Raw genomic sequence first — 23223 nt, forward strand, 5'->3', positions numbered from 1 at the left:
TCTTACCACCCCTTATGATTGATATCATCCTCGCCTAACAAGTTCGAAATGCTACCTGCAAGTTCGACATTGTTCGGGACACAGAGAAGTGTATTTTGGCTGATTGTCGTGATCGTACCATCGAGTGCAAAGACGACGCCGGAAAGGAAGTTAATCATCTGACGCGATTGATCTTTAGACATCCGTTGCATGTTGACGATGACCGCACGATTTTGACGCAAGTGCTCACCAATTTCCTGCGCCTCGTTAAAGACACGTGGTTCACTTAAAATGACTTGTGATTTTGTTTTTTTCGTATGAATCGGGACGATATTCGTTTGGCGCACAGGGTCCTCCTTTTGAGTAACAGTTGGGGTAGACTCCTCATAATACTCTTCGTACTCTTGATCTGCAGTTCCTCTACCTTTATTTATTGTAGCATCATTTTCATATTCAAGTTCGTCTAAATCGTCTGTATTCCCAAGGAACAGATGTTGGATTTTTGATTTGAATCCCATTTCGATTCTCCTTTCAACTTCTCTTATGTTTATGATTGAACGAGGACGGTTCCGATTCGGACATAGGTCGCGCCTTCTTCAATGGCGATTTCATAGTCAGACGACATGCCCATCGATAGTTCCGTACAAGGCGCATACGATAATTTTCGGGCTGCCACGTCATCCCGCAGTTCACGGAGCGACCGGAAAACGGAACGAATCTCGTCTTGATTCTCCGTCAGTGGCGCCATCGTCATCAGACCGACCACACGAATGCGTGGATACTGACCGATCTCGTGTAAGAACGAATGAATGTCTTCCGGCGCAATCCCTTGTTTCGACGTCTCCCCCGATACATTGACTTGAACAAAACAGTCGACCGGACGTTTCGCACGCTTATTGATTTCTTCAGCTAAATGTAAACGATCGAGTGAATGCAAGACATCGATTTGCTCGATGATTTGACGGACTTTTCTTGTCTGAAGTGTACCGATGAAGTGCCATGTACAGGCTTCACGACCTAACGCGGCTTGTTTCTCCGTCAATCCTTCCGGACGATTTTCACCTAATGCCGTCACCCCGGCATCTAGCAGCTCAGCCGCAACTTGACTTGAAACTGATTTCGTCACGCCAATCAGCTGTACCTGCTTTTTTTGAAAATTCTTTTCACTCGCTTGTTGCATTTTTTGTTGAATGCGTTGAACATTTTCATTAATCGACATGTAAGGGCTCCTTTACGATCAAGCTGGCGAAGCGACCTTGGTGGTCGCCGTGCCGGTAAGAGAAGTAGTCATCTGCCTGACAATGGGTACAAATCCCAGCATCAATGATGTCACCTACACCACTCCGTTCTGCTAGTGAGGCGTTCGTTTGCTGAAGCGACAACATCGCCTTTCCGTTGTCTTTCATCGTATACGGTGCCTCATCGAGACCTAATGCGTCGATGGCATCGATGACCGGTTGGTCGACTTCGTAACAACACTCCCGAATCGATGGACCAATCGCCATTTGAATCGATGACCGTTTTGCCCCGGCTTCTTCCATCTTCGCAATCGTCGCTTCAACGATATTCGCAACCGTCCCCCGCCACCCGGCATGCGTATTCGCAATGATTCCCGTCGTCGGATCACAAAAGACGAGCGGTACACAATCAGCGAATAACATCGCAAGTAAGACATTGGTATCCGTCGTCACCAGTCCATCTGTACCCTTGATCGTCGTTCCATAATCCAAGGCACCACGCCCAGAGTCAAGTGTCGTCACTTGCTCGACATGATTCCCATGAACCTGTTCCGCCCAAATCGTGTTCTCGAGCGATACATCCAGTTGACGGGCGATGACTTGACGGTTCTCGATGACGCCTTCTTGGTCATCGTTCACATGGAGTCCCAAATTCCCATTTCCATGCGGTGCTGAAAACTTTGTCGTGAACGTTGCTCGGACCGTTCCGGTCGGTGTATCCCACTTTATCCATTGACCAAACATGATCTCACATCCTTTTCAAAAAAAGAGGTGCCGCTTACGCGACACCTCTTGGTTTAGCAGTCGTGTCTCAGAGAACATCAACTTAACGATTGTTCCGGCGAAGGAATGATGGAATGTCCATCGGTTCTTCAGCCTCTGACCCTTTTGCTGGTTCTGGATTCGAGCTAACAGGTGTCTCTTCGACTTGTGGTTTCGACTCCTCAGCAGCAGGAGGTGGAGTCGCCTGCTTTTTCTTGAGTAAGTTTTTCATCATTTCTTGAGCAGACGGGATTTCGAAATCAAGTGGCTCGTTTTCGAATTCCGTTGCGATAACGGTGACGATGATTTCATCCTCTAAGTTGTCATTGATGACCGAACCGAAAATCAAGTTCACTTCTTCATCTGCTGCACTTTGAACAATTTGTGCGGCTTCCGTTACTTCATACAAGCTAAGGTTCGCACTACCCGTGATGTTCATCAAGACACCTTTTGCACCTTCGATTGATGTTTCAAGTAATGGACTCGAAATCGCTTTTTTCGCTGCTTCCGTTGCACGATGTTCGCCTGTCGCGACACCAACACCCATCAAGGCAGAACCTTTTTCGGTCATGATTGTCTTGACGTCAGCGAAGTCCAAGTTAATTAGACCGGGAACCGCAATCAAGTCGGTGATCCCTTGTACACCTTGACGAAGTACATTATCCGCTTCTTTAAAGGCTTCGAGCATCGGCGTATTACGATCGACGATTTCAAGTAATTTATCATTTGGAATGACGATTAATGTATCGACTTTTTCTTTAAAGTTTTGAACGCCAGATACAGCGTGTTGCATCCGTTTACGTCCTTCAAACATGAACGGTTTCGTAACGACACCGACAGTCAACGCGCCGATTTCTTTCGAGATTTCAGCGATGACTGGCGCTGCACCAGTTCCTGTTCCGCCACCCATACCGGCAGTAACGAAGACCATGTCGGCACCTGACAGAATTTCTGTCAACTGTTCACGGCTTTCTTCCGCCGCCTTTTTACCGATTTCAGGGTTCGCACCTGCACCAAGACCACGTGTCAGCTTCGCACCTAATTGAAGTTTCACGTCTGCTTGCGACATGTTTAATGCTTGTGCATCTGTATTTACAGCGATGAATTCTACGCCTTGAACACCGTGTTCAATCATTCGGTTGACGGCATTCGAACCGCCGCCACCTACACCGATGACCTTGATTTTAGCTACTTGGTCCATCATTTCATCAAAATGCAACATAAAAGGGGCCCCCTAATTTTTTTATACGGATTGTATTTTAGTCATTAACCAAAAAACTTTTCAAAGAAACTACTGAATGATTTACGCTCTTTTGGAGGTTGTACCCGTTGCGTCGGTTCTTCACGCGTAGGTGACGGTGCTGGGTTCGTAAGCAGTTGTTCCTGTTCACGACTTTGCGCCACGACTTCCTTCTCATCCGCCCGGTCAAAACCTGACTTCGAGACCGTGCTTCTAGAGAGTACATAACGCAACATGCCTGCCGCCACTGCATACTTCGGATTCCGAATGCCAAGGCTCGCTGGTTGGTAGACATTGACGCTTTGCTTAAAGATGCGTTTGCCGAGTTGATCGATTCCCGGAAGTGACGAGCTTCCACCACAGAGAATGATGCCACTGTTCATTTGTGGATGACCAGCTTGTGTCATTCGTTTTTGAATCATCTCGAAGATTTCTTCAAGGCGTGCCTCTAAAACGAATCCGATTTCCGTTTGTGGTTCAAAACGGTGTTCTCCATTAATCGTCACATACGACACTTTTTCCTCCGGATCACCGAGTGACTCGAGTGCTACGCCATACTCTTCTTTCGCGAGTTTCGCGTCCTGATACTTACAGTTCATTTTATACGTCAAATCACGTGTCAGGTGATCGCCACCATATGGTAACGTCGTCGAGTACACTAAATCATTTTTCTCATAAATCGAAAGGGTCGTCGTTTCATGACCGATGTCGACAATCCCGACACCGAGTTCAAGTTCATCGATGGACGCCGCGATTCTTGATACCGCTAAGCTTTCCAGCACGTATCCTGCAAGTTCTAAACCCGCCCGTTCAATTGAACGTTTAATGCTATGTAGGATCGTCTTCGCTCCAATGATTAACTTTCCTGTCACTTCTAGACGATAGCCAATCATACCACGTGGATCCGTGATTTCAGTTTGTTGGTCGACCGTGAACGTTTTTGGTAACACGTCAACGATACTAAGTTCATTCGGGATACGCATGACCATCGCAGAGTGTAAGACGTCTTTGACGTCGTCATCCGTGATTTCATTGTCTTCCCCTTTAATTGATGTCATTCCTTGGCAATCCTTGACTTGGATATGCTCTCCAGAAATTGCTACATATACTTCACCAATCGGTTCACCGAGTGTTCGTTCCACTTCAGCGACCGCTTGTTTAATGGCATTGACGGTTTGGTCGATATCGACGATGACGCCACGTTTAACACCTGCAGATGGTGCCGAACCTTCTGCTAACACGTTGAGTGTTCCACCGAGGAGTTCGCCGACGATGAGTTTCACTTCCGATGTTCCAATGTCTAGTGCGGCAATCGTACCTTTCGTTTCCATGGGAGTGACACCTCCACTTTCATAATACTCATACTAGTTGTCCTGAATTATATTCAGGAAACAAGATAAACTTCTTCTCGTTTAAGTCTACACTATATAAAACCTCACGAAAAGAAGTTATTGCCTAACTTACCCATCTAATAGATTACGATTTGATGACGATACGCCTACTTATTTACTAATGAAAACAAACGTTTGTCATTCATGCGAATCTAGACGATGTATTTTCTATTTTTTACCTTTATATGGTTTGAAATAGATTCCACCATCAATTGTGATCGTTCCGGTTTTTCCTTTCGGTAGGGCCGAGATCACTTTGACATATTCATTCAACGAGTTAGAAAAAGCTGAAGTACTCAATAAGACCGTATTGCCGTCTGTCATGAATAGCTTCAATCCCCCTTTGTCCGTCTTGTCATTCGCGACGATTTCCGAAATTCGACTACGGACTTTCGGCTCGATTTTAACGAGTTCCTTCGTCACACGTTTAAGGGATCGATCTGTAAAACCAGTCAAAATCGGTGCATCGAACAATTCTTCCTTTGATTTCCCGGGAAGAATCGTCCCGTCCGCTAAGACGATCCGGTCACCTGGCTTATCTTTTGCGTAGGCGATTTCCTTTTCTTCCACGACATCAATTTGATAGTGGTGGAGAAAACTCTTTTTCATCGTCGCCTCTCGTACACCGGGGACAGCCTCGATCCGTTCTAGTACAGCTTCTTCCGACACATTGAAAGCATGTGTCTCCTTCACCTTCATCTGCGATGCTTTGATGACGGCCTCTTTTTTGACATTCACGATACCACCTACTTCGAGTGTCGCGACGCGCGAATAACTCGACTGAAGATAAAATACGACCGCAATCAATAGACCGATTAAGATGAGGACATAGATTAAACGTCGGTTTGCTTTCTTCCGGCGTTGTTCGCGGATGTACGGAATCTTATCTTCGAGACTACTGACGGTGGCATCCGTACTTTTTACCGGTTGTTGCTCCTTCACGTTCCTTCCTCCTCTACTTAGATTAATTTCAGTTCCTTATCGGTCTATTCCTGCAACTGTTTAATTTTTTGCTTGGATCAACCGATTCAACTCATCGACTAAGTCACTCGCTGCGTTTGGCATGCCGAGGGCAAATGCTGCCTTAGACATCTCATCTTGTTTATCGATTGCCGCTTCGCACGCTTGATATAGCGTCTCGCCCGTCAACTCTGATTCTCTGACGAGTAGGCTCGCTCCTGTTTCGACGAGGGACGCAGCATTGACTTCCTGATGGTTTTCCGTGACATAGGGACTCGGAATGAGGATGCTCGGTAAACCAAGCGTCGTCAATTCGGCTAACGTGCTTGCACCCGATCTTGAGATCACGAGTTGGCTCGCCTTTAAGATATTCGGTAAATCATAGACGAACGGACGTAATTGAATCCGTTCCGGAACAGGTCCGAGTTGTTGCGTAATGTCATCAAAATGAACTTGTCCCGTCACGAACAACATCGACCAATCCTTTTGAATGAACTTCGGCATCATTTCGATGATTGCTTGATTGATTGCTGGTGCACCACGACTTCCGCCGTACACGACGACGAGCGGGCATCCCTCTTCAAAACCATACCGTTGCCGTTCAGCGATTGGATCCACTTGTAAATCAGCCACTTCAGAAGCCCGCGGGTTTCCGATCAGCACGGTTTTCGCTTCGTTTTTACCGAAGTGGTGACCAGATCCTTTAAACGATAACGCGACCCGGTCGACGTACCGGGCAAGGAATTTATTCGTAATGCCCGGTAAACTGTTTTGCTCATGGACAAGTGTTTTATATCCCATCTTCGCTGCTGTATACAAAACCGGTCCACACACGAAACCACCTGTCCCGACGACGATGTCAGGGTTAAACTTCCGCAACATTTTCCGGACGCGAGTCACACTCTTTAAGAAACGGATGCCCGTCTTCACGTTCTCAAATGACAAGGAACGTCGGATTCCTGAAATTTCAATCGATTCGAACGGAATGCCTGCCCGGCGGACGATATCCGCTTCAAGACCATTTTCCGTTCCGATATAAAGAACTTCACAAGGCATCCGTCGCTCGATTTCGCGAATCATCCCGAGCGCCGGGTAGATATGTCCCCCTGTTCCACCACCTGAAACGACGATTCTCATTTAGCTTCTCCTCCAATTGACCCGACGGAACGAACGAAGTGTTCGCCACGCTCTTCATAGGTCTTATACTGATCCCAACTCGCTGAAGCGGGTGATAATAAAAGAATATCTCCTGGTTGCGAAACATCAAACGCAACGGTAACGGCTTCCGTCATTTCAAGGACGACTGTTGCGTCGATTCCTGCCTGACGCGCAAGTTCAGCAAAACGGGGACCCGTTTCACCTAACCCGACGACATGTTTGACGTGCGTCACCGCATCCAGTAACGGAGTCAAGTCTGCGCCACGCTCTAGTCCACCGCAAATCCAGACAATCGGTGCTTTAAAACCAGATAATGCTGCTTCCGTCGCTACATTATTTGTTGCTTTTGAATCATTGTAGACTTTCCGTCCTTTCACCGTTCCGATGTACTCTGTCCGGTGGGCGACGCCACCAAACGTCCGTAAGACGTCTTGTACGGCGTCAAGCGGGATATCAAACGGTTCGACGAGCGCTAGGGCCGCCAACACATTTTCTAAGTTATGTCCGCCCCCTAAGGCGAGTTCGTCAACTGGTAGGATACGCGTCTCCCCAATCACGATTTGTTCCGTTACGACTTGTGCGTACGCTGAACGTTTGCGTGAAAAGAGCAGACGGTTCGCTTTCGTCGCTTGGCTTAAGTCCATAATCACATCGTCTTCCGCGTTGACGACGAGACGATCGTTCTCATCCATGTTCCGGAAAATCCGTGCTTTCGCTTCCGCATAAGATGCAAGATCCCCGTGGTAGTCTAAGTGGGCTGGAGACAAGTTCAAGAAAGCGGCACTTGCCGGTTTAAACGCGTGCATCCCCATCAACTGGAAGCTCGACAGTTCAATGACGATGATGGCATCATCCGTCGCGTTTTTTGCGACCTCAATCGCCGGGAAACCGATGTTTCCTGCAAGATGAACCGGACGTGCTTGACGTTTTAACAATTCATGGACGAGAGTCGTCGTCGTCGTTTTCCCATTTGATCCGGTGATTGCGACCCATGTCGCGTCCGTCGCTTGATAGGCGAGTTCGACTTCTGTCCAGATTGGAATCCCCATTTCGAGCGCTTTTTGCAAGAGCGGAATCTGATATGGAATCCCTGGGTTTTTAACGATGAGTTCGACGCCTGTCAGTAAGGAAAGCGGATGCTCACCAAAAATCGTTTTGACGCCGAGTCCGACTAATGTCGCTTGATCGGCTTCAGATGGTGTTCCTCCATCGTTTACCGTGACAGTTGCTCCCGCTTCGACTAAATAGTTTGCGGCAGCGATTCCGCTTTTAGCCGTCCCGAGCACTAATACCTGTTTGTTTTTCCAATCCGACTTCTTCATCTTCAATTCGCTCACTTTCTATACTAAGAAATTATACAAACAAGTAGGCAACGAACGCCATAATGCAGCTGATTGAAGCAAACGTCCCGACAATCCGCCATTCACTCCAGCCGATCATTTCAAAATGGTGATGGATCGGACTCATTTTGAAAATCCGTTTTCCGGTCGTCTTAAACGACAGGACTTGCAGGATGACCGATAATGTTTCGACAACGAACACGATTCCGATCAGTACGAGCAACAACTCGAGCTTCAATAGGATGGATAAACCAGCAAGCGCCGCACCAAGTGCGAGCGAACCTGTATCACCCATGAAAATTTTAGCCGGATGGGCATTAAACAATAAGAAGCCGATTAAGGCACCGACCGCAGACATCGCGAATAACGCAACCCCGACTTCATCGGCAACGTACCACGCATATAAGCTGAAGAAGAGGAATGTCGGTATCGCCGTAAAAGATACGAGACCGTCAAGACCATCCGTCAAGTTGACGGCATTTGAGAAGCCGACGAGCCAAAACAGGGCAACGAGCGGATAGATGAGTCCAAAATCAACTGTCAACGACGTAAACGGAATCGAAAGGTATGTGGCTTCACTCGTAAATCCACCACTCAACCAAATGAATAAGAGGCCGACGACGATTTGTCCGATTAGTTTTTGTTTCGAATTCAGACCTAAGTTCCGTTTTTTGACGACTTTGATGTAGTCATCGATAAAGCCGATTGCTCCGTAAGCAAGCGTTAAGAACAGGAGTGATAAGTGATTCGATTCCAAGTCACCTGTAATCATTGCCGCAATCAGGCTCCCGATCATGGCGAGTAAAATGACGATTCCACCCATCGTTGGTGTGCCGGACTTGACTTGGTGCCACTCCGGTCCTTCTTCTCTGATTTCTTGGCCGAATTTCAAGCGATGTAAAAAAGGAATCGCTTGCGGCATGACGAGAATAACGACTAATAAAGCGATAATCAAACTGATGAATAATGTAATCATTGCAAACACCTACTTTTAAGAATTAAGTTTCATTTAAATCGGTTAATATCCGTTCCAGTGCGACTCCTCGCGAAGCTTTGAGTAAGACAATCGTCTGCTCCCCTAACAAAGGACGAAGTAAAGAAGCCGCTTCTGCTACCGTGTCCGCAAATTGGACCACGACGGATGGATCACTGATTCCATCCGCGATATAGCGTCCTTTCTCTCCTACTAGAATAGCATGTGAGATGGGAAGTGTAATCCGCTTGCCGACCGATGCGTGCAATTCACGTTCTTGATCGCCGAGCTCATACATATCTCCTAAAACAACGACACGCGTCGGATAGCCATCTAATTCTGCCACTGTTTCAATTGCTGCATTCATCGATGTCGGACTGGCATTGTAAGCATCATTGATGAATGCCGTTTTCTGATGGACAAGACGTTCCATCCGCATCGGTGTCAACTTGACTTCATCGAGTCCCGCTTGAATCACGTTATCTGAAACACCAAGTGCACGTGCCGTCGCAATTGCATAGGCTGCATTTCGGACCTGGTGTTTTCCGAGAACCGGAATGCGGAACGTCGTCCCCGCAAATCGGAATGTCGTCCCGACGAACGTCGCTTCTGCTTGTTCGATGATAAACGTATTTCCGTGATGGTAACCAATCCGTTCGCCTTCGACACCTGTCAGTAATGCTTCGTCCCCATCAAGGAAAAGATGACCATTTGGCTTCAGACCGGCCGTAATCTCAAGCTTCGCTTTTGCGATACCCGCTCGTCCCCCAACATGTTCCGCATGGGATTCACCGATATTCGTCACGAGCGCGATATCAGGCTCTGCTAAGTTTGACAAAAACTCGATATCGCCGAACCCACTCATACCCATTTCAAGCACGGCGACTTCTGTTTCAAGTGGCATCATCAGAATCGTTAGCGGCATGCCAATGTCCGAGTTGAAGTTGCCAGATGTCTTGTGTGTCCGGTACGTCGTTTTTAACACACTCTCGACCATATCCTTTGTTGAGGTCTTTCCGTTTGACCCTGTGATTGCGACAACTTTTGGTCCGACCAGCTGTAAATAACGTGCCGCAATTTTTTGCAGGGCGGCTAACGGGTCTTCGACTTCAAGAACAACGATGTCGACCTTCGGAAGTGGCATCCCTTTTTTCCATAACGTCGCGATTGCACCTTGCTTGACTGCCCCGTCGATGAACGAATGTCCGTCGACGCGTGCTCCTTCGATCGGAATGTACAACCCTTCCGTCAGTTCACTTCTTGAGTCTGTCGCAAAGTGACGGAGCGGTCTCGCATCCGCCACATCCAAATCGATCCAGTCCGCAATTTGTTTAATTGTTACCATCTTCATTCCTCCACTCGTTTACAGAAAAAGAGGACGAACTCAAAAGTCAACGAATGACTCCTGTTCGTCCTCGTTCTCCTGCAGAAATCAGGGACCGCTTCTACCTTAATCTTTTGGTTCAGCGAGTTCAACCGTCAACTTTCCATTTTCTTTCACTAGTGTACCAGTTCGGGCTGATTGTTTGGTTACAAAACCTTTACCAATCACATCTAACTTCAAATCATACAGACTGACCAGTTTTTTAACATCGCGTTGCGACCAGCCTGTTAAGTTCGGCATCTTAAATGTCTTATCCGTTTTCAGTAGCACCCGTTCTCCACTGACGAACTCTTGTCCGCGCGCTGGAATTTGGGAGACGACTTGTGCGCCGTCACCTAAAATAATCGCTACGGCGCTTTGGTCTTTGGCTAGTTTTTTTGCTTGACCAGCTGTTTTTGCGATGTAACTTGGCATGACTTTCGCTTTGACATCAAGCGAATCTTTTTGTGTTGCTGGTTGGATGCTGCGGTATTGCAATGCCGTGTTCATGACACTTTTGAAAACGGGACTCATGATCCGTGGTCCAGAGACCGACGATTCATCTTTTGACGGACGATCGACTGCGATATACATAATCAATTCCGGATCATCTTTCGGCGCCATGCCGATGAAAGAATGAATGAACTGACCTTGAATATACTTTCCGTTCTCTGAAATTTGTGCCGTTCCGGTTTTTCCGATGACACGATAATCATCTAATTTATACATTTGACCCGTTCCGATTTTACTATTGACGACACCGTCCAACGCTTCTCGCGTCGCTTTCGCGGCTTCGGCAGAAATCGGTTTGCCGACGACTTCCGTTTTCGCTTTATATGGTGCTTTGTCGACATGGTCCGCTTTTTGGATGATGTGTGGTTTGACCATCTCACCATTCCCAGCGATTGCGGTCGCCCCTTGTAAAAGTTGCATCGGTGTCACGGCCGTCGATTGACCCCATGACGTGATGAGGGCATTAAGCGGTTTGGACAAATCAGATTGACTATTTACTTCTCCCGAGATGTCTATACCCGTCTTTTGATCGAAATGAAACTTTTTAAAGTATTCTTTGTAGCGTTCGATCCCCAATTTTTCAGCTGTCAAAATCGAGAACATGACGTTTGACGAATGATAGACACCTTCAATCATCGGAATCGTTCCCCAGCCTACATCGTTGTAATCCTTAATGACGGTACCTTTGTAGTTATAACTACCGGACTTGTACGGCTCCTTCGGACGAAAGACGCCTGCGTCGATTGCAGCTGCTAACGTAAAGATTTTCATCGTCGAACCCGGTTCAAAACGCGAGGATACGGCAAAGTTCGTGAAATCGGTCATATCCCGTAAGTTTGGATTAAAGGAAGGACGATCTGTCATCGCTAAGATTTCACCTGTTTTCGCATCCATGACGACGCCGGTCGCATTTTTCGGTTTGTATTCGTTGTACATTTTTTGCATTTCTTTTTCGAGTGCTTGCTGGATGCGATGATCAATCGTCAAGTACAAATTCGAACCATCCTTTGGTTCGTTTGAAATCCGCGACACACCTTGAATCAATTCCCCGCCACTGCGATCTTTTTCGAAGACGCGTGAACCCATTGACTCCCTCAATGCATCGTCATATTGTTTTTCAATTCCCATCTGGCCTTTTAACACGACACGACCGTTATCTTCGGTGATTTTCCGGACGAACCCGAGCGTATCTGACAAGAAGATGTTGTTCGGATAATAGCGTTTCGGTTCTTCAATCAAGCGAATGCCCGGAAGCTTGAGCTGATCAATCTTTTCTTTTTGCTCAAGCGTCAAGTCACTCCCTTTTTTTCCGAACTCGATTTGGGCACGGTCTTTGTTTTCAATTAAGTATGTTTCCAAGTCCTTGACGGTCATACCAAGAATCGGCGCTAATCCTGTTGCCGTCTTTTTATAGTCGACGACCGTCGCTTTCGGATCCTTGACGCCACCTAAGCGATAAACGGCGACCAAGTGATAGGATGGAACGTTGATCGCAATCGGTGAACCTAACCGATCATAAATTTCTCCACGCTCTGCCGACAAGGTCGACTCAGCCTCCCACCGTTTTTTTTCCGCATAGGCAATCATATCTTCTCCATGGAACTGTTTCGTCGTCGATAAATACAGAAAACGGGCGACAAACACAAAAAAGAGAGCAGCAAATATCATCATGATGATGGCTACTCTCACGCGGGATTTTTTAAGTGGATTCATTTAGGAATCACCTTGATGTTCCCTTTTCGCATATCAAGACCTTGTTCTTTCGCAATCTTGTAGATCCGTTCTGGAGAGCTTAAGTTCGTAACCTCAAGTTGAAGGCGTTCGTTTTCCTTTTTCATTTCTTGAGTCACTTGATTTTCCTTCGCAAGGTCTCTACTGACATTGTAGGCATCGTTATGTGCGCCAATCGTCGCACTGCCAAATAAGACAAGACCTCCAATCATCGCACTGTATAAAAACTTCTCAAAAGGATACAGGCGATACTTCGGACGAACCGCAACACGGCGGTTGATGTCTTCCGTTTTAGTTGGTGCTTGGGCAGGGCGCTGACGAACAGGTTCTAACGGTTGGACGGGTTTACGAAGTGGTTCTGCCATGTGAATGCTCCTCTCAACTTTCTTTCATTTTTTCGACAATTCGTAACTTAGCGGAACGTGAACGACGATTGTCGTCAAGTTCATCATCTCCCGCCGTAATCGGCTTACGTGTGACGAGACGAAGTTCCGGTTCGAACTCTTTCGGAATCATCGGTAACCCTTGTGGTAATTCAGGTAACGACGATTTTTCCTTGAACGCTAGTTTACACATACGGTCCTCTAACGAATGGAACGTGATGACACAAAGACGACCACCGACAGCGAGTAAATCAATCGCTTGATAGACGGCACGATCGAAGACATTCAATTCATCATTGACAGCAATCCGAATCGCTTGGAACGTCCGCTTCGCCGGATGACCACCTTTACGGCGGGCTGGCGCCGGAATCGCGTCCTTAATCAATTCGACAAGTTCAAACGTCGTCGTGATTGGTCCCTCTTCACGTGCTTTTTCAATTTTTCTTGCAATCTGCTTCGAGAATTTTTCTTCTCCATATGTAAAGAAAATCCGAACAAGATCATTGTAGGGCCAGTCGTTGACGACTTCATATGCTGACAACGATGACGTTTGATCCATTCGCATATCGAGGCGGGCATCAAAATTGTAGCTAAATCCGCGTTCCCCTTCATCGAGTTGCGGTGAAGAGACACCGAGGTCAAACAAAATACCGTCTACTTTCATCACACCGAGATCGTGTAACTTTTCTTGTAAATGAACAAAATTGCTTTTAATTAACGTGAAGCGACCTGCATAGGCTGCAAGACGTTCCTCCGCGTGTGCAAGTGCAACATCATCTTGGTCGAACGCATAGAGATGTCCTGTCGTCAATTGCTTGACGATTTCTTCGCTGTGCCCTGCTCCGCCTAACGTACAATCTACATAAATCCCGTCAGGTTTAATATTTAATCCTTTAATGGATTCCCATTTTAATACCGTTTCGTGTTCAAACATGTCCTGCCTCACCTTTCAGTGTCCAAGATGGACGTTACTCTTTTTCAATGTATCACATTCTTTCTTGAAAACGTTACGAAAATGAGACAGTTTCCTTGATTTATTTAACTTTTGTGTATCTTTCGCTAAAAAAACAAAAAAACCTGCTATTTTCAGCAGGTTTAGAGCAAGATTTTCAATTGTTCGGCATCGGTCCGTTCATATTCCGAACGAAGCGTTTGAATCAAGTCGAGACCATAGCGATTGAGCCATGGTAACACCGAATGCATCCGCTCTTGTGGTGAACCCCCCGGTAACAATTGATAGTTGAGTGACCGTTTCGTCCGCACGAGGCGTTCATATTTTCGCCGTTCTTGTGTCACGACGGTTTCGATTGCGAGTTGAATCTGTTTATTTAACTTTTTTGTCGCTGACAAGTTTTTCGAATTGGCCCGTTCCACTTGTTCAATCTCTTGAATCAACGCACTTCCTAGGATATGCGAAGCATGTAACTGACTTGTGATCGCCGTCGCGTCAAACGGTTCAATCGAAATTCCATCCCGTAAGGCGTGTTCGAGCGACACGTCGTAGCGGCGAAGCAACTTCTCATCCCGCGCTTGCAACATGACTGCCCCCATCCGTGGAATCAACAGCGGCATCGTCCAATTGAAGTGGTGGAACAATGGACGAAGTCTTGTCCAGTAAGCAATTTCTCCAGGACCTCCGATATAGGCAAGCGTCGGGAATAAGTAATCCTGCATCAAGGGACGCGTGACGACACTATTTGAGAACCGTTCCGGGCTAGCATACAGTAATGCGAGCAACTCAAGCTCCGTGTATGTTTTGCCTTGTTTCGTCACGAAGTCCTCGCCCGGATACAACAGATCACGTCCGATATCTTCGACGAACAGATGGGCTGCCTCTTCATTTAAGAACGTGTCCGGTAAATCCGTCGTTTGTCGAATCCCCTCCGTCAACGCGTGACGAATTTCTTCGTTATCTTGAATCAATTGTTCGAAAAACGGAATTTCAAGTTCTCGGACGGCTTTCGTATCAGCGTCAAAGAAGACGACATCATGTTGAACGAGTTCGCCGTACAAGGCTGCGAAAAACCCTCCGTACGTCGTCTGCTCCTCAAGCAGCCGTTCCGTCAATGCTACCAGTTCCTTCGTATGCGCTGTCTCTCGCTCGGCACGTAACGCGTCATGGAGGACTTGTTTGACGGCGTCCCGGTCTAGTGTCATCCGACTGACGGACCGTTGAATCGTATCCTTCGGTGCGACCGATAACTTACGTGGCTGATACTCTGCCGTCGGTACAAACAGATGATTGATTTCATCAAAGTCGTGATCTTCGGTCGCGAGCCAAAAAATCGGAACAACAGGTACATCGAGTTGCGCCTCTGCTTGCTTTGCGACCTTGAGACAGGTCAATAGTTTATAGATGGCGTACAACGGTCCACCGAAAATTCCCGTTTGCTGTCCCGTGACGACGACCTGCGCCTCACCCGTCCGCAAGCGCTCAAGCCGCATTTTGACGGTCTCTGTCATCCGAGGATTTTGACGAATGAGTTCGTCGACGAGCAAATCAAGGTGGGGGTACTGGCGATCGCGCAAAAGCTGACTCCGCGTTTGCATCCCCTCTGCCCCGATATGGTCAACATATTTAGAGAAGTCCGCGCTTGTTGCCGCATGCATCAATGAGCGTTCTTCGTATAAGGCGTGAAATGATTGTACCTTCAAACAAAATCCCTTCTTTCTTACATAATCAACTGATGAAGAGTTGATGAATTCCGATTCCAAACAAAATGAAGTGTACCGGCAAGGCGATGAAAACGATGATCCGCCAACTGTGCCGAATCATTTGCACATAATCGACATCGACCTTCCGAATTCGTTGCCACAATGCATTCATCGCAAAAATGAACAACAACGTGATCAGTAACCACCCTAAGTAGTTATGCCCCGTCAACGCAATCAAGGAGACGTGGATGGCGTAAAGTACGATGAATGTACCGAGATCGAGTGCCCATCGTACAGCTTTGCCATGCCGACGAAACATTAATAAAAACAAGAGATAGAGGACGATGAGACTGAACAGCGGGAATACGATAAACACCGTCACAGCAAATCCTCCCCCTGCTCTTGACGTTTAATCTGCTCAAAATAATAGCGTAAGACTGGTGTTGGTCGTGTTGCCTGTCGCAGGACGTAGCCGACGATCGGTTCGATTTCCGTCAAGCGGCTTTGTTCGATGTCGCGTAGCATCGATGACCGATTGAGGCGGGTCGTCTTTAGAATCTGTTCGATTTCTTCATACTTGATTTCATGATTCGGAAAAACACTTTGCAGTTCAGCAAAAACCGACCGCGCTTTCGAGGCAAACGGTTCGTCTAACAAACGGCCGTTTTCGATACGGTGATACGCTGTCAATGGGTTGATGACGGCATTCATGAATAATTTCGTCAACATGACGTCCTCGATGTCCGTGACGTGCTCAAACCGTAACGCGTCACGTTCAAGCATCGGAAGCACTTGATTCCCGTACCGAATCCGTCCCTTTCCGGTATGCTTCACTTCATAAGGTCCGACTTTCATCGCACCATGCTCGACGACGCCGAACATTGCGTTACGTAAGCTCCGTGCCGCATCGAGATGCCCCATGCCATTTTGTAAAAAAACGACGGGTGCTGTCTCGTGCTTTAAATAAGGAATCACACTTTTTATATCATACGACTTTGTCGTGACGAATACCAAGTCCTGCGACTCGAAACCAGTGATCGGCTGAACCTTTATAGCGGCACTTGGTTTATCATCACGAACGATTCGTTTAAATCCATCGTTGACTCGCCGTGTATATAACGTAATTTCGTGGCGTTCTGCTAAATAGGAGGCAATCAAAAGTCCGACGGCGCCTGCTCCGATGATTCCAATTTTGCTCATCGTTGAATCACTCCTTTATATATCAAAAAAACGACCTGTAAAACCGATTTCTCGATTTTAAGGTCGCTTTTATACCGATCAATCAGCTTACTTGCTGACGATTTCTTTACCTTTGTACGAGCCACATGCTTTACAAACGCGGTGTGAAAGTTTCATTTCACCACAGTTTGGGCACTCGACCATACCTGGTACACGGAGTTTGAAATGAGTACGGCGAAGACGTTTGCGTGTTTTCGACGTTCTGCGGAATGGTACTGCCATCGTTGTCCACCTCCTTGAAAAAATACACTCGCCTTTATGAAAAGATTAGGAATCCTGATCTTTTTTAAAGAACTGAGCGAGACCCGCAAGTCGCGGATCAATTTTTGGTTCAGCTTCTTCTGGAGATTCTTCTGAAAGAACCGTCCAACCTTCCCCTTGAACCAACTGATTTTCTTCATCATCCCCATGCACTTGCACTGGCACATGAAGTAAAATCAATTCTTGCACGAGTGGTTGAAGATCAACCGTATTCCCGTTCGGTAAATTGATATCGTCCGAATCAATCGGAGCAGCATCAACTTCGAGCAGGAACGACTCGATGGATTCAATCTCGAACGGGTACGCGACATCATTTAGCGTCCGGGCATCCGGAAGCGTCATTTCGCCAGTAATCCGGAGATTGAATATTAATTGATTCGATGTAAACGATGCATTTGCACGAATGTGCACAGGTTGCACCGCCCGGATATCCGGATGGAGGGCGATGAGCTCAGGAAGCTCAATCGTCTCGTTAACCTGAAGTTGACCCAGATTGCGCAATTTATTCAATTGCATCAGGGACCATTTCATCCGAATCACCTCAATTGCAACAATATGAATTATAGAGAGGACATCTTGTTTTGTCAATGTTTTTTCTTTACACTGAAATCGCTAGAGAACGAACACTTTCGGACGTCTTCATCCATATTACCGCACTTAATTCCGTTTGCAAAGGAGAAAGTTTCATGAAGATGACAGCAATTATTTCAGAGTACAATCCATTTCATAACGGACACCTCTATCAAGCAAAAATCGCCCGTGAGGAAACCGATGCCGATTTGGTCGTCGCCATCATGAGCGGGACGTTCATGCAGCGCGGGGAACCAGCGTTTAGCGACAAGTGGACGCGCGCACAAGCCGCCGTCGCGAGTGGGGAAATCGACCTCGTCTTAGAGCTCCCCTTTTATTTTGCCGTTCAACGAGCCGATCGGTTTGCTCAAGGCGGCGTAACGATTGCTGAGTCGATCGGGGCAACGTCCCTCTCGTTCGGGAGCGAATGCGGAGAAATTGAGCCCTTCCTTACGGCTGCCGCTGAAAATCAGGAGCAGACACCTGCCTATCAACGTCTCGTTAAAGAGGGACTCGCACGTGGTCTTTCCTCGGCGATGGCAGCCAGTCAAGCGTTCCGTGCGATGACGACGACGCTCGATTTGACGACACCGAACAATACACTCGGCTATTATTACGCCCGTGCCGCGTCACGTATCTCCTTACATACGACAAAACGGGTCGGGAGTGGATATCATGATCTGTCAACCGGCGATATCATGAGCGCGACGGCGATTCGTACCCATCACAAACAAACAGGACAATTGATGGGGATTCCGAAAGAGACCGCTAGCGTGCTCCACGATGCGACCTTCGCTTCATTTGAACCGTACTATCCTTTTATCCGCCATCGCCTTCTGACGACGCATATCGACGTCTTGACTCAATTTAACGGGATTGACGCGTCACTCGCCCCTCGACTCGCAGAAGGTGCGCGACGGGCTTCGACGTTTGACGCCTTCATGACATTCGTCAAGACGCGTCGCTATACCCGGACGAGCTTACAACGGACATTGATTTATTTATTGACGTCGACGATGAAGGAAGAAATCGAGCAAATCGACTTTCATCAAATTGATTACGTTCGCCCGCTTGCCTTTAACACACTAGGTCGGCAAGCGCTACGACAGATCAAGCAACGTATTCCGATCATGAGTACGTTCGAAGCACATCCTTGGCTCATAAAAGAGAGCCAGGTCACGGCAGCTTACGCCGTTCCCTTGGCTCTCTATGACCAACTTGAAGAACATCGTCGGTTTGCTCATTTTTCTGGTAGTTCTTCTAAATAATCCAGTGCATCTTCAACCGTTTTGATCGGGACGAGCTTCATCTTCGTCCCGAGTTTTTTAATGGACGGTTTTGCTTCTTTATAGTTCGAACCCGCTGGAACAAACATGATTTCTGCTTCCGCTTCATCTGCTGCGACCACTTTTTGCCACGCACCGCCAATCGGGCCGACTTGTCCCCCCTCTTCAATCGTACCGGTACCGGCGATTTTATGACCTTTCGCTAAGTCACCCTTCGTCAACTGATCATAGATTTCAAGTGTGAACATCATTCCAGCTGAAGGACCACCGACGTTTTCTAAATGGAATTCGACTTCTGGATCCGTTTTGACGTCAGACATCGGAAGCGGTTCATAGATGCCGAGACCGACCTGGTCTGAGTCTTTCGCAAGCTTGCCGATTTTAATTGTCGTCGTCTTCGTTTTCTTCGCGCGTTCAAATGTGACCTTCACGTCCGTCCCTGATTTCTTTGAACCAATCGTTTTCATGAAGCCGCCGAGTGATTCGAGTGTGACCTCGTCAACCGCGACGATCTGGTCTCCAGCACGTAACTTCCCGTCTGCTGGTCCGTCAGTAATGATGCCCGAGACATAAATCCCTTCGAAGTCGACCGTCACCTTTTTATCCGCGAGTTCATATCCTTCAATCATCGCATTATGTTGTGCTTCTTCCATGTATAGTTGTTGTCGTTTCTCATACTGCGCGTCTGATTCCCCGTCATACAAATAGTCACTGACATCAGACGTTTCAGAAAAAGGTAAAAATAAACTTTCGACTAGAAAATATGGTGTCGCCCGTCGTTGCGCGACGGTCAACATCATCAAGTCACCGGGCTCTTTTGTCGCACCGGACACATCAACGATTTGTTCCGTCGATGTTGCATCCCCAGGATAGGAAATGAAATACGGCAACGGAACAAAAAAGACAATCAATGCTGCGACGATCGCAGCGAGGGCTGGTTTCCAGGATTTCATTTCAATTCCCCTTTTGCATATTTCTGACGCAGTGCTTCTTCGACAGGCGGCGGGACGAGTCCTGCGACGGACGCCCCGTATTTCGCCGCTTCCTTGACGATGGAGGAACTGAGAAACGAATATTGATTACTCGTCATCATGAACAATGTCTCAATTTGATCATTCATCTTTTTATTGATCGAGGCCACTTGCATTTCATATTCGAAATCCGATACGGCACGGAGACCGCGGACGATCGCTGTCGCTCCAACCTCTGCCGCATAATCGACAAGCAACCCGTTAAACGAGTCGACTTTAATGTGGGGCAAGTGTTCTGTCACTTCAGAAATTAATTCCATACGTTCTTTCACTGAAAATAAGGGCTGTTTTGACGAGTTATTTAATACGGCGACGATGATTTCGTCAAAAATCGGTGCCGCACGTTCGATGATGTCAAGATGACCGTTCGTGATGGGGTCAAAGCTCCCCGGGCAGATGGCGATACGTTTCATGCTTGTTCCTCCGCTTCAATGAATTCATACAAGGTGATCGAAATGACGGTCGAGTAGCGCATCCGTTTCACCACTTCAAGTCGACCAATTCGGTCAGGTAATTCAATTTCTGATCCATGCTCGCAGACGACGACGCCGTTATCGGTCAACATGTCGTGTTGTTCGATGAATGTGACCTGTTCGACGAGTCGCTCCTTGGCATATGGCGGATCAAGGAAAATGAGTTTAAAGGGCTCTTCCGACGCGAGTTCCGTTAAAGCGACCGATACGTCCTTTTTCAAGACGCGGCTTCTCTCCGTCAAATGTGTCGTCACTAAGTTATCTTGAATCGTTTGAATCGCTTTAAAGTGTTGATCAACGAAAACAGCTTCCTCACAACCACGGGACAATGCTTCGATTCCCAAACCTCCGCTCCCCGCAAAAAGATCAAGCGCACGTCCTCCGTTAAAATAAGGGCCGATGACGTTGAATAAGGATTCCTTGACCTTATCTGTCGTCGGTCGTGTATTATCCCCTGGTACTGCTTTAATTTTCGTTCCTTTTCGTTCCCCAGAAATGACTCGCATCCTCTTTTCCTTCCCTTCAAAAAAGAGCGACGAGGATGTCCTCATCGCTCCAACGTTTATACTTCTTCTTGCATTTTACCTTTTTTGTTTGCGTATGTCTCGGTAATGAATGGTCGTTCTGAACGAAGAACAGATTCGACGAAAGGCAATGCAGCAATCGTTTCGACTGAACGTTCATACTGTTCCAAATCAACATATAAAAACACATATTTTTCTCGTTTCGATGTAAAATAAACATTTCCAAATCGGCGTAATTGACGCGACGCTTTCATCGCGTTGACGTAGACGATCAGTCCAATTCGTTCCTTGATCACGCACCGTTCCTCCCTTGTTCGGCATTAGCCGCTACAGCTACAACTACCTCCGGTCGAACATCCACCTGCACATCCTTGATCGAAAAATGGATTTCCCGTCGGAACCTTGATTTGAGGTGAGACTTCTCCAGCAAGTTTTAAACTAATCTGACCGAGTAGCGTCTCTAATTGTTTTTCCGCTTTTTTGAACGTCGCGACCTCTTCTTGCAGATCGAGCGCCCGCTTGACTTCATGTACTTTTTTCGTGATGGTTTGATAGTCCGGGTGGTATCTGCCAAAACGCTGGACTAGCTCATATTCTTCCTTGATGCGATTAAAATCGCGGATGACATCTTGTGCTTGGGCTGAATGTGCGCGAGCACGCTTCGCACGTATATATGCTTGACCTGTTTCGCTTTGCGAGAGAGCGGATGTAAGTTCTTCCGCAGCGTTAATGAGGTCTATCGTTTTATCAGAATAAATCACAACGAATCTCCTCCTTGACTTCACCATCATATCATAACATTTAACTCGCTCCTAGCACGCTGAATTGTGTATACTTTGTTCAGAAGGAAGGAGTGAATTGTATGCAATTTCTATCATTTAATATGTTTCGGACGATCGGGATTAAAACCGATCATGCGAAGTCAGACTATCACTTTGATTCGCTCGATAAAATCGCCAAAGCGGACGTCGTTTTGTTCCCCGAGTATTGGCAAATCCACTCCATCATCTACGGGATGAAAAAACCGATTTTTCCGTCCGCCGCGACATTCCATCTCGGTCACGACAAAATCGAGATGACACGGATCTTTAAGACCGTGATTCCGGACAACATCCCCCGGACTGGTATTTACGGAAAAAATGAATTCACCGTGACACGGGTCTTGGAAGAATTTTCGTTTCCCTTCGTCGCAAAGACCGTCCGCAGTTCAATGGGACAAGGGGTCCACTTAATAAAAGATGAAGTAGACTGGAAAAAATACACGGACCAGCACGAGACGTTTTACGTCCAGGAATACATCCCGAACGAAAAAGACCTCCGTGTCGTCGTCATCGGTGATCAAGTCCTTGCTGCCTACTGGCGTGTCGGCGGCGCTCAGTTTTTAAATAATGTCGCCCAGGGCGGGGTCCTTGATTTCGAGAACATCCCGCAAGAGGCCCTTGATTTCGTACTCGCACTCGCTAAACGGCTCGATATCGATCATGCCGGTTTTGACTTGATTTTCCGCGACGGAAAAATCTACATTCTTGAATTTAATGTCTTTTTCGGCGGTGAAGGTTTGAACCATCTCGGAATCCATGCACCGGATACGATTCTTGAATACGTCGAACGAAAATATAAGAGTTCATGAATTCTTCAAATTGACTTCACAACTTTTACTTTATCGGATCATTCATTATGGTATGATAGTTTGGAAAGACTAGTATCTACTAGCAAACTGGGGTATAGGGGGATTCAAACATGAAGTTTGAACAATTCGGCATCGAAGGCAAAGAAATCAAGTTTGGTTTACTTGAAACGATCATGGACCACCATCGTTTCGTCCGTGAAGGACAGTGGGATTATGAGCGTGCGATGTATGACATGAAGTACGAAAAACAATCAACAGGTGAGGTCTTCTATCTCCGGATTCCAGTTTATGCGATTCAAGGTGAAATCGAAGATCGTCACGCGATCGTCCGTATGATGACACCACTTCTCGGAAAACACTATTATCCGCACGGTGTTGAATACGACGAAGAGTTCCCGCCTGAAATCGTCAAAGACTGTGAGCGCCGCCTAACAGGCTTGCTCGAAACACTCGAAAAATAAGTTTTACTCAACCGTTCCTGCGACAAGGAACGGTTTTTTATATTTGAGGGTGTTATGGGAAC

Annotated in this window: 26 protein-coding genes; 3 read left to right on the top strand and 23 right to left on the bottom strand. The window is 47.0% G+C overall.

Features of this window, described 5'->3' with window-relative positions; translation table 11 throughout:
* Nucleotides 1–2 precede the first annotated feature (2 nt).
* From KNQ04_RS00280 to KNQ04_RS00365, 18 genes are all read right to left on the bottom strand, one after another.
* Nucleotides 3–497, bottom strand: a complete 495-nt coding sequence (locus KNQ04_RS00280) for a cell division protein SepF (RefSeq protein WP_214846550.1) — start codon at nucleotides 495–497, stop codon at nucleotides 3–5.
* A 29-nt stretch (nucleotides 498–526) separates the two neighbouring features.
* Nucleotides 527–1198, bottom strand: coding sequence for a YggS family pyridoxal phosphate-dependent enzyme (locus tag KNQ04_RS00285; RefSeq protein ID WP_214846551.1), 672 nt, complete (start codon nucleotides 1196–1198; stop codon nucleotides 527–529).
* Nucleotides 1188–1961 carry a peptidoglycan editing factor PgeF gene (pgeF, locus tag KNQ04_RS00290; RefSeq protein ID WP_214846552.1) on the bottom strand — a complete coding sequence of 258 codons (774 nt, stop codon included), beginning with the start codon at nucleotides 1959–1961 and terminating at the stop codon, nucleotides 1188–1190. The genes KNQ04_RS00285 and pgeF overlap by 11 nt, the downstream gene beginning before the upstream one ends.
* Before the next feature lie 82 nt (nucleotides 1962–2043).
* Complete coding sequence (gene ftsZ / locus KNQ04_RS00295) at nucleotides 2044–3201, bottom strand: cell division protein FtsZ (RefSeq protein WP_214846553.1); 1158 nt, start codon at nucleotides 3199–3201, stop codon at nucleotides 2044–2046.
* A 44-nt stretch (nucleotides 3202–3245) separates the two neighbouring features.
* Complete coding sequence (ftsA, locus tag KNQ04_RS00300; protein ID WP_214846554.1) at nucleotides 3246–4550, bottom strand: cell division protein FtsA; 1305 nt, start codon at nucleotides 4548–4550, stop codon at nucleotides 3246–3248.
* 228 nt (nucleotides 4551–4778) lie between these two features.
* Nucleotides 4779–5552 carry a cell division protein FtsQ/DivIB gene (locus KNQ04_RS00305; protein WP_214846555.1) on the bottom strand — a complete coding sequence of 258 codons (774 nt, stop codon included), beginning with the start codon at nucleotides 5550–5552 and terminating at the stop codon, nucleotides 4779–4781.
* Between the two features lie 60 nt (nucleotides 5553–5612).
* Nucleotides 5613–6707, bottom strand: a complete 1095-nt coding sequence (murG, locus tag KNQ04_RS00310) for an undecaprenyldiphospho-muramoylpentapeptide beta-N-acetylglucosaminyltransferase (RefSeq protein WP_214846556.1) — start codon at nucleotides 6705–6707, stop codon at nucleotides 5613–5615.
* Nucleotides 6704–8050 (bottom strand): UDP-N-acetylmuramoyl-L-alanine--D-glutamate ligase, encoded by a 1347-nt coding sequence (murD, locus tag KNQ04_RS00315; RefSeq protein WP_214846558.1) that lies wholly within the window; start codon nucleotides 8048–8050, stop codon nucleotides 6704–6706. The genes murG and murD overlap by 4 nt, the downstream gene beginning before the upstream one ends.
* A 31-nt stretch (nucleotides 8051–8081) precedes the next feature.
* Nucleotides 8082–9044, bottom strand: coding sequence for a phospho-N-acetylmuramoyl-pentapeptide-transferase (gene mraY, locus KNQ04_RS00320; protein ID WP_214846560.1), 963 nt, complete (start codon nucleotides 9042–9044; stop codon nucleotides 8082–8084).
* Nucleotides 9045–9066: 22 nt separating this feature from the next.
* On the bottom strand, nucleotides 9067–10386 hold the full coding sequence (locus KNQ04_RS00325; protein ID WP_251136805.1) for a UDP-N-acetylmuramoyl-tripeptide--D-alanyl-D-alanine ligase: 1320 nt from the start codon (nucleotides 10384–10386) through the stop codon (nucleotides 9067–9069).
* Nucleotides 10387–10491: 105 nt separating this feature from the next.
* The gene (locus KNQ04_RS00330; protein ID WP_214846562.1) at nucleotides 10492–12630 is read right to left on the bottom strand and encodes a penicillin-binding protein; all 2139 of its coding nucleotides are present in this window, start codon (nucleotides 12628–12630) and stop codon (nucleotides 10492–10494) included.
* The gene (ftsL, locus tag KNQ04_RS00335; protein WP_214846563.1) at nucleotides 12627–13013 is read right to left on the bottom strand and encodes a cell division protein FtsL; all 387 of its coding nucleotides are present in this window, start codon (nucleotides 13011–13013) and stop codon (nucleotides 12627–12629) included. The genes KNQ04_RS00330 and ftsL overlap by 4 nt, the downstream gene beginning before the upstream one ends.
* 13 nt (nucleotides 13014–13026) lie before the next feature.
* On the bottom strand, nucleotides 13027–13965 hold the full coding sequence (rsmH, locus tag KNQ04_RS00340; protein WP_214846564.1) for a 16S rRNA (cytosine(1402)-N(4))-methyltransferase RsmH: 939 nt from the start codon (nucleotides 13963–13965) through the stop codon (nucleotides 13027–13029).
* Nucleotides 13966–14126: 161 nt separating this feature from the next.
* Nucleotides 14127–15686 (bottom strand): bacillithiol biosynthesis cysteine-adding enzyme BshC, encoded by a 1560-nt coding sequence (bshC, locus tag KNQ04_RS00345; RefSeq protein ID WP_214846565.1) that lies wholly within the window; start codon nucleotides 15684–15686, stop codon nucleotides 14127–14129.
* A 25-nt stretch (nucleotides 15687–15711) separates the two neighbouring features.
* A complete protein-coding gene (locus KNQ04_RS00350; protein WP_214846567.1) occupies nucleotides 15712–16068 on the bottom strand; it encodes a DUF3397 family protein in 357 nt (118 codons plus the stop codon).
* Nucleotides 16065–16886 (bottom strand): ketopantoate reductase family protein, encoded by an 822-nt coding sequence (locus KNQ04_RS00355; RefSeq protein ID WP_214846569.1) that lies wholly within the window; start codon nucleotides 16884–16886, stop codon nucleotides 16065–16067. The genes KNQ04_RS00350 and KNQ04_RS00355 overlap by 4 nt, the downstream gene beginning before the upstream one ends.
* A gap of 87 nt (nucleotides 16887–16973) precedes the next feature.
* Nucleotides 16974–17147, bottom strand: coding sequence for a 50S ribosomal protein L32 (gene rpmF / locus KNQ04_RS00360; RefSeq protein WP_012370841.1), 174 nt, complete (start codon nucleotides 17145–17147; stop codon nucleotides 16974–16976).
* 45 nt (nucleotides 17148–17192) lie between these two features.
* Nucleotides 17193–17717, bottom strand: a complete 525-nt coding sequence (locus tag KNQ04_RS00365; RefSeq protein ID WP_214846571.1) for a YceD family protein — start codon at nucleotides 17715–17717, stop codon at nucleotides 17193–17195.
* A gap of 155 nt (nucleotides 17718–17872) precedes the next feature.
* Between KNQ04_RS00365 and KNQ04_RS00370 the strand changes: the two genes are divergently transcribed.
* Nucleotides 17873–19024, top strand: a complete 1152-nt coding sequence (locus tag KNQ04_RS00370) for a tRNA(Met) cytidine acetate ligase (protein ID WP_214846572.1) — start codon at nucleotides 17873–17875, stop codon at nucleotides 19022–19024.
* Here the strand turns inward: KNQ04_RS00370 and KNQ04_RS00375 are convergent.
* The 5 genes from KNQ04_RS00375 to KNQ04_RS00395 are packed head-to-tail and all read right to left on the bottom strand — an operon-like array spanning nucleotide 18997 to nucleotide 21831.
* On the bottom strand, nucleotides 18997–19995 hold the full coding sequence (locus KNQ04_RS00375; protein WP_214846573.1) for a SepM family pheromone-processing serine protease: 999 nt from the start codon (nucleotides 19993–19995) through the stop codon (nucleotides 18997–18999). The genes KNQ04_RS00370 and KNQ04_RS00375 overlap by 28 nt on opposite strands.
* Nucleotides 19992–20486, bottom strand: a complete 495-nt coding sequence (gene coaD / locus KNQ04_RS00380) for a pantetheine-phosphate adenylyltransferase (protein WP_088837443.1) — start codon at nucleotides 20484–20486, stop codon at nucleotides 19992–19994. The genes KNQ04_RS00375 and coaD overlap by 4 nt, the downstream gene beginning before the upstream one ends.
* On the bottom strand, nucleotides 20483–21052 hold the full coding sequence (gene rsmD, locus KNQ04_RS00385) for a 16S rRNA (guanine(966)-N(2))-methyltransferase RsmD (protein ID WP_214846574.1): 570 nt from the start codon (nucleotides 21050–21052) through the stop codon (nucleotides 20483–20485). Before rsmD ends, coaD begins: the two co-directional genes overlap by 4 nt.
* A gap of 56 nt (nucleotides 21053–21108) precedes the next feature.
* A complete protein-coding gene (locus KNQ04_RS00390) occupies nucleotides 21109–21366 on the bottom strand; it encodes a YlbG family protein (protein WP_214846575.1) in 258 nt (85 codons plus the stop codon).
* Nucleotides 21367–21390: 24 nt separating this feature from the next.
* A complete protein-coding gene (locus KNQ04_RS00395) occupies nucleotides 21391–21831 on the bottom strand; it encodes a YlbF/YmcA family competence regulator (protein WP_214846576.1) in 441 nt (146 codons plus the stop codon).
* 101 nt (nucleotides 21832–21932) lie between these two features.
* On the opposite strand from KNQ04_RS00395, the gene KNQ04_RS00400 reads away from it, so the two are divergent.
* A complete protein-coding gene (locus tag KNQ04_RS00400; RefSeq protein ID WP_251136806.1) occupies nucleotides 21933–22700 on the top strand; it encodes an ATP-grasp domain-containing protein in 768 nt (255 codons plus the stop codon).
* A gap of 110 nt (nucleotides 22701–22810) precedes the next feature.
* On the top strand, nucleotides 22811–23161 hold the full coding sequence (locus KNQ04_RS00405; RefSeq protein ID WP_214846578.1) for a YugN family protein: 351 nt from the start codon (nucleotides 22811–22813) through the stop codon (nucleotides 23159–23161).
* The last annotated feature ends 62 nt before the right edge of the window (nucleotides 23162–23223 follow it).

It is taken from the genome of Exiguobacterium sp. s193, assembly GCF_018618755.1.
In the GTDB taxonomy this organism is placed as follows: Bacteria; Bacillota; Bacilli; order Exiguobacteriales; family Exiguobacteriaceae; genus Exiguobacterium_A.

Bases quoted from the DNA above. Each gene is read 5' to 3' on its own strand.
- KNQ04_RS00285 (WP_214846551.1), bottom strand. From the start codon at position 1,198: ATGTCGATTAATGAAAATGTTCAACGCATTCAACAAAAAATGCAACAA.
- ftsZ (WP_214846553.1), bottom strand. From the start codon at position 3,201: ATGTTGCATTTTGATGAAATGATGGACCAAGTAGCTAAAATCAAGGTC.
- KNQ04_RS00375 (WP_214846573.1), bottom strand. From the start codon at position 19,995: ATGAAATCCTGGAAACCAGCCCTCGCTGCGATCGTCGCAGCATTGATT.
- KNQ04_RS00330 (WP_214846562.1), bottom strand. From the start codon at position 12,630: ATGAATCCACTTAAAAAATCCCGCGTGAGAGTAGCCATCATCATGATG.
- mraY (WP_214846560.1), bottom strand. From the start codon at position 9,044: ATGATTACATTATTCATCAGTTTGATTATCGCTTTATTAGTCGTTATT.
- KNQ04_RS00280 (WP_214846550.1), bottom strand. From the start codon at position 497: ATGGGATTCAAATCAAAAATCCAACATCTGTTCCTTGGGAATACAGAC.
- KNQ04_RS00370 (WP_214846572.1), top strand. From the start codon at position 17,873: ATGAAGATGACAGCAATTATTTCAGAGTACAATCCATTTCATAACGGA.
- KNQ04_RS00405 (WP_214846578.1), top strand. From the start codon at position 22,811: ATGAAGTTTGAACAATTCGGCATCGAAGGCAAAGAAATCAAGTTTGGT.
- murD (WP_214846558.1), bottom strand. From the start codon at position 8,050: ATGAAGAAGTCGGATTGGAAAAACAAACAGGTATTAGTGCTCGGGACG.
- KNQ04_RS00355 (WP_214846569.1), bottom strand. From the start codon at position 16,886: ATGAGCAAAATTGGAATCATCGGAGCAGGCGCCGTCGGACTTTTGATT.
- ftsA (WP_214846554.1), bottom strand. From the start codon at position 4,550: ATGGAAACGAAAGGTACGATTGCCGCACTAGACATTGGAACATCGGAA.
- murG (WP_214846556.1), bottom strand. From the start codon at position 6,707: ATGAGAATCGTCGTTTCAGGTGGTGGAACAGGGGGACATATCTACCCG.
- rsmD (WP_214846574.1), bottom strand. From the start codon at position 21,052: ATGCGAGTCATTTCTGGGGAACGAAAAGGAACGAAAATTAAAGCAGTA.
- pgeF (WP_214846552.1), bottom strand. From the start codon at position 1,961: ATGTTTGGTCAATGGATAAAGTGGGATACACCGACCGGAACGGTCCGA.
- ftsL (WP_214846563.1), bottom strand. From the start codon at position 13,013: ATGGCAGAACCACTTCGTAAACCCGTCCAACCGTTAGAACCTGTTCGT.
- rsmH (WP_214846564.1), bottom strand. From the start codon at position 13,965: ATGTTTGAACACGAAACGGTATTAAAATGGGAATCCATTAAAGGATTA.
- KNQ04_RS00400 (WP_251136806.1), top strand. From the start codon at position 21,933: ATGCAATTTCTATCATTTAATATGTTTCGGACGATCGGGATTAAAACC.
- coaD (WP_088837443.1), bottom strand. From the start codon at position 20,486: ATGAAACGTATCGCCATCTGCCCGGGGAGCTTTGACCCCATCACGAAC.
- rpmF (WP_012370841.1), bottom strand. From the start codon at position 17,147: ATGGCAGTACCATTCCGCAGAACGTCGAAAACACGCAAACGTCTTCGC.
- KNQ04_RS00325 (WP_251136805.1), bottom strand. From the start codon at position 10,386: ATGGTAACAATTAAACAAATTGCGGACTGGATCGATTTGGATGTGGCG.
- KNQ04_RS00365 (WP_214846571.1), bottom strand. From the start codon at position 17,717: ATGAAATGGTCCCTGATGCAATTGAATAAATTGCGCAATCTGGGTCAA.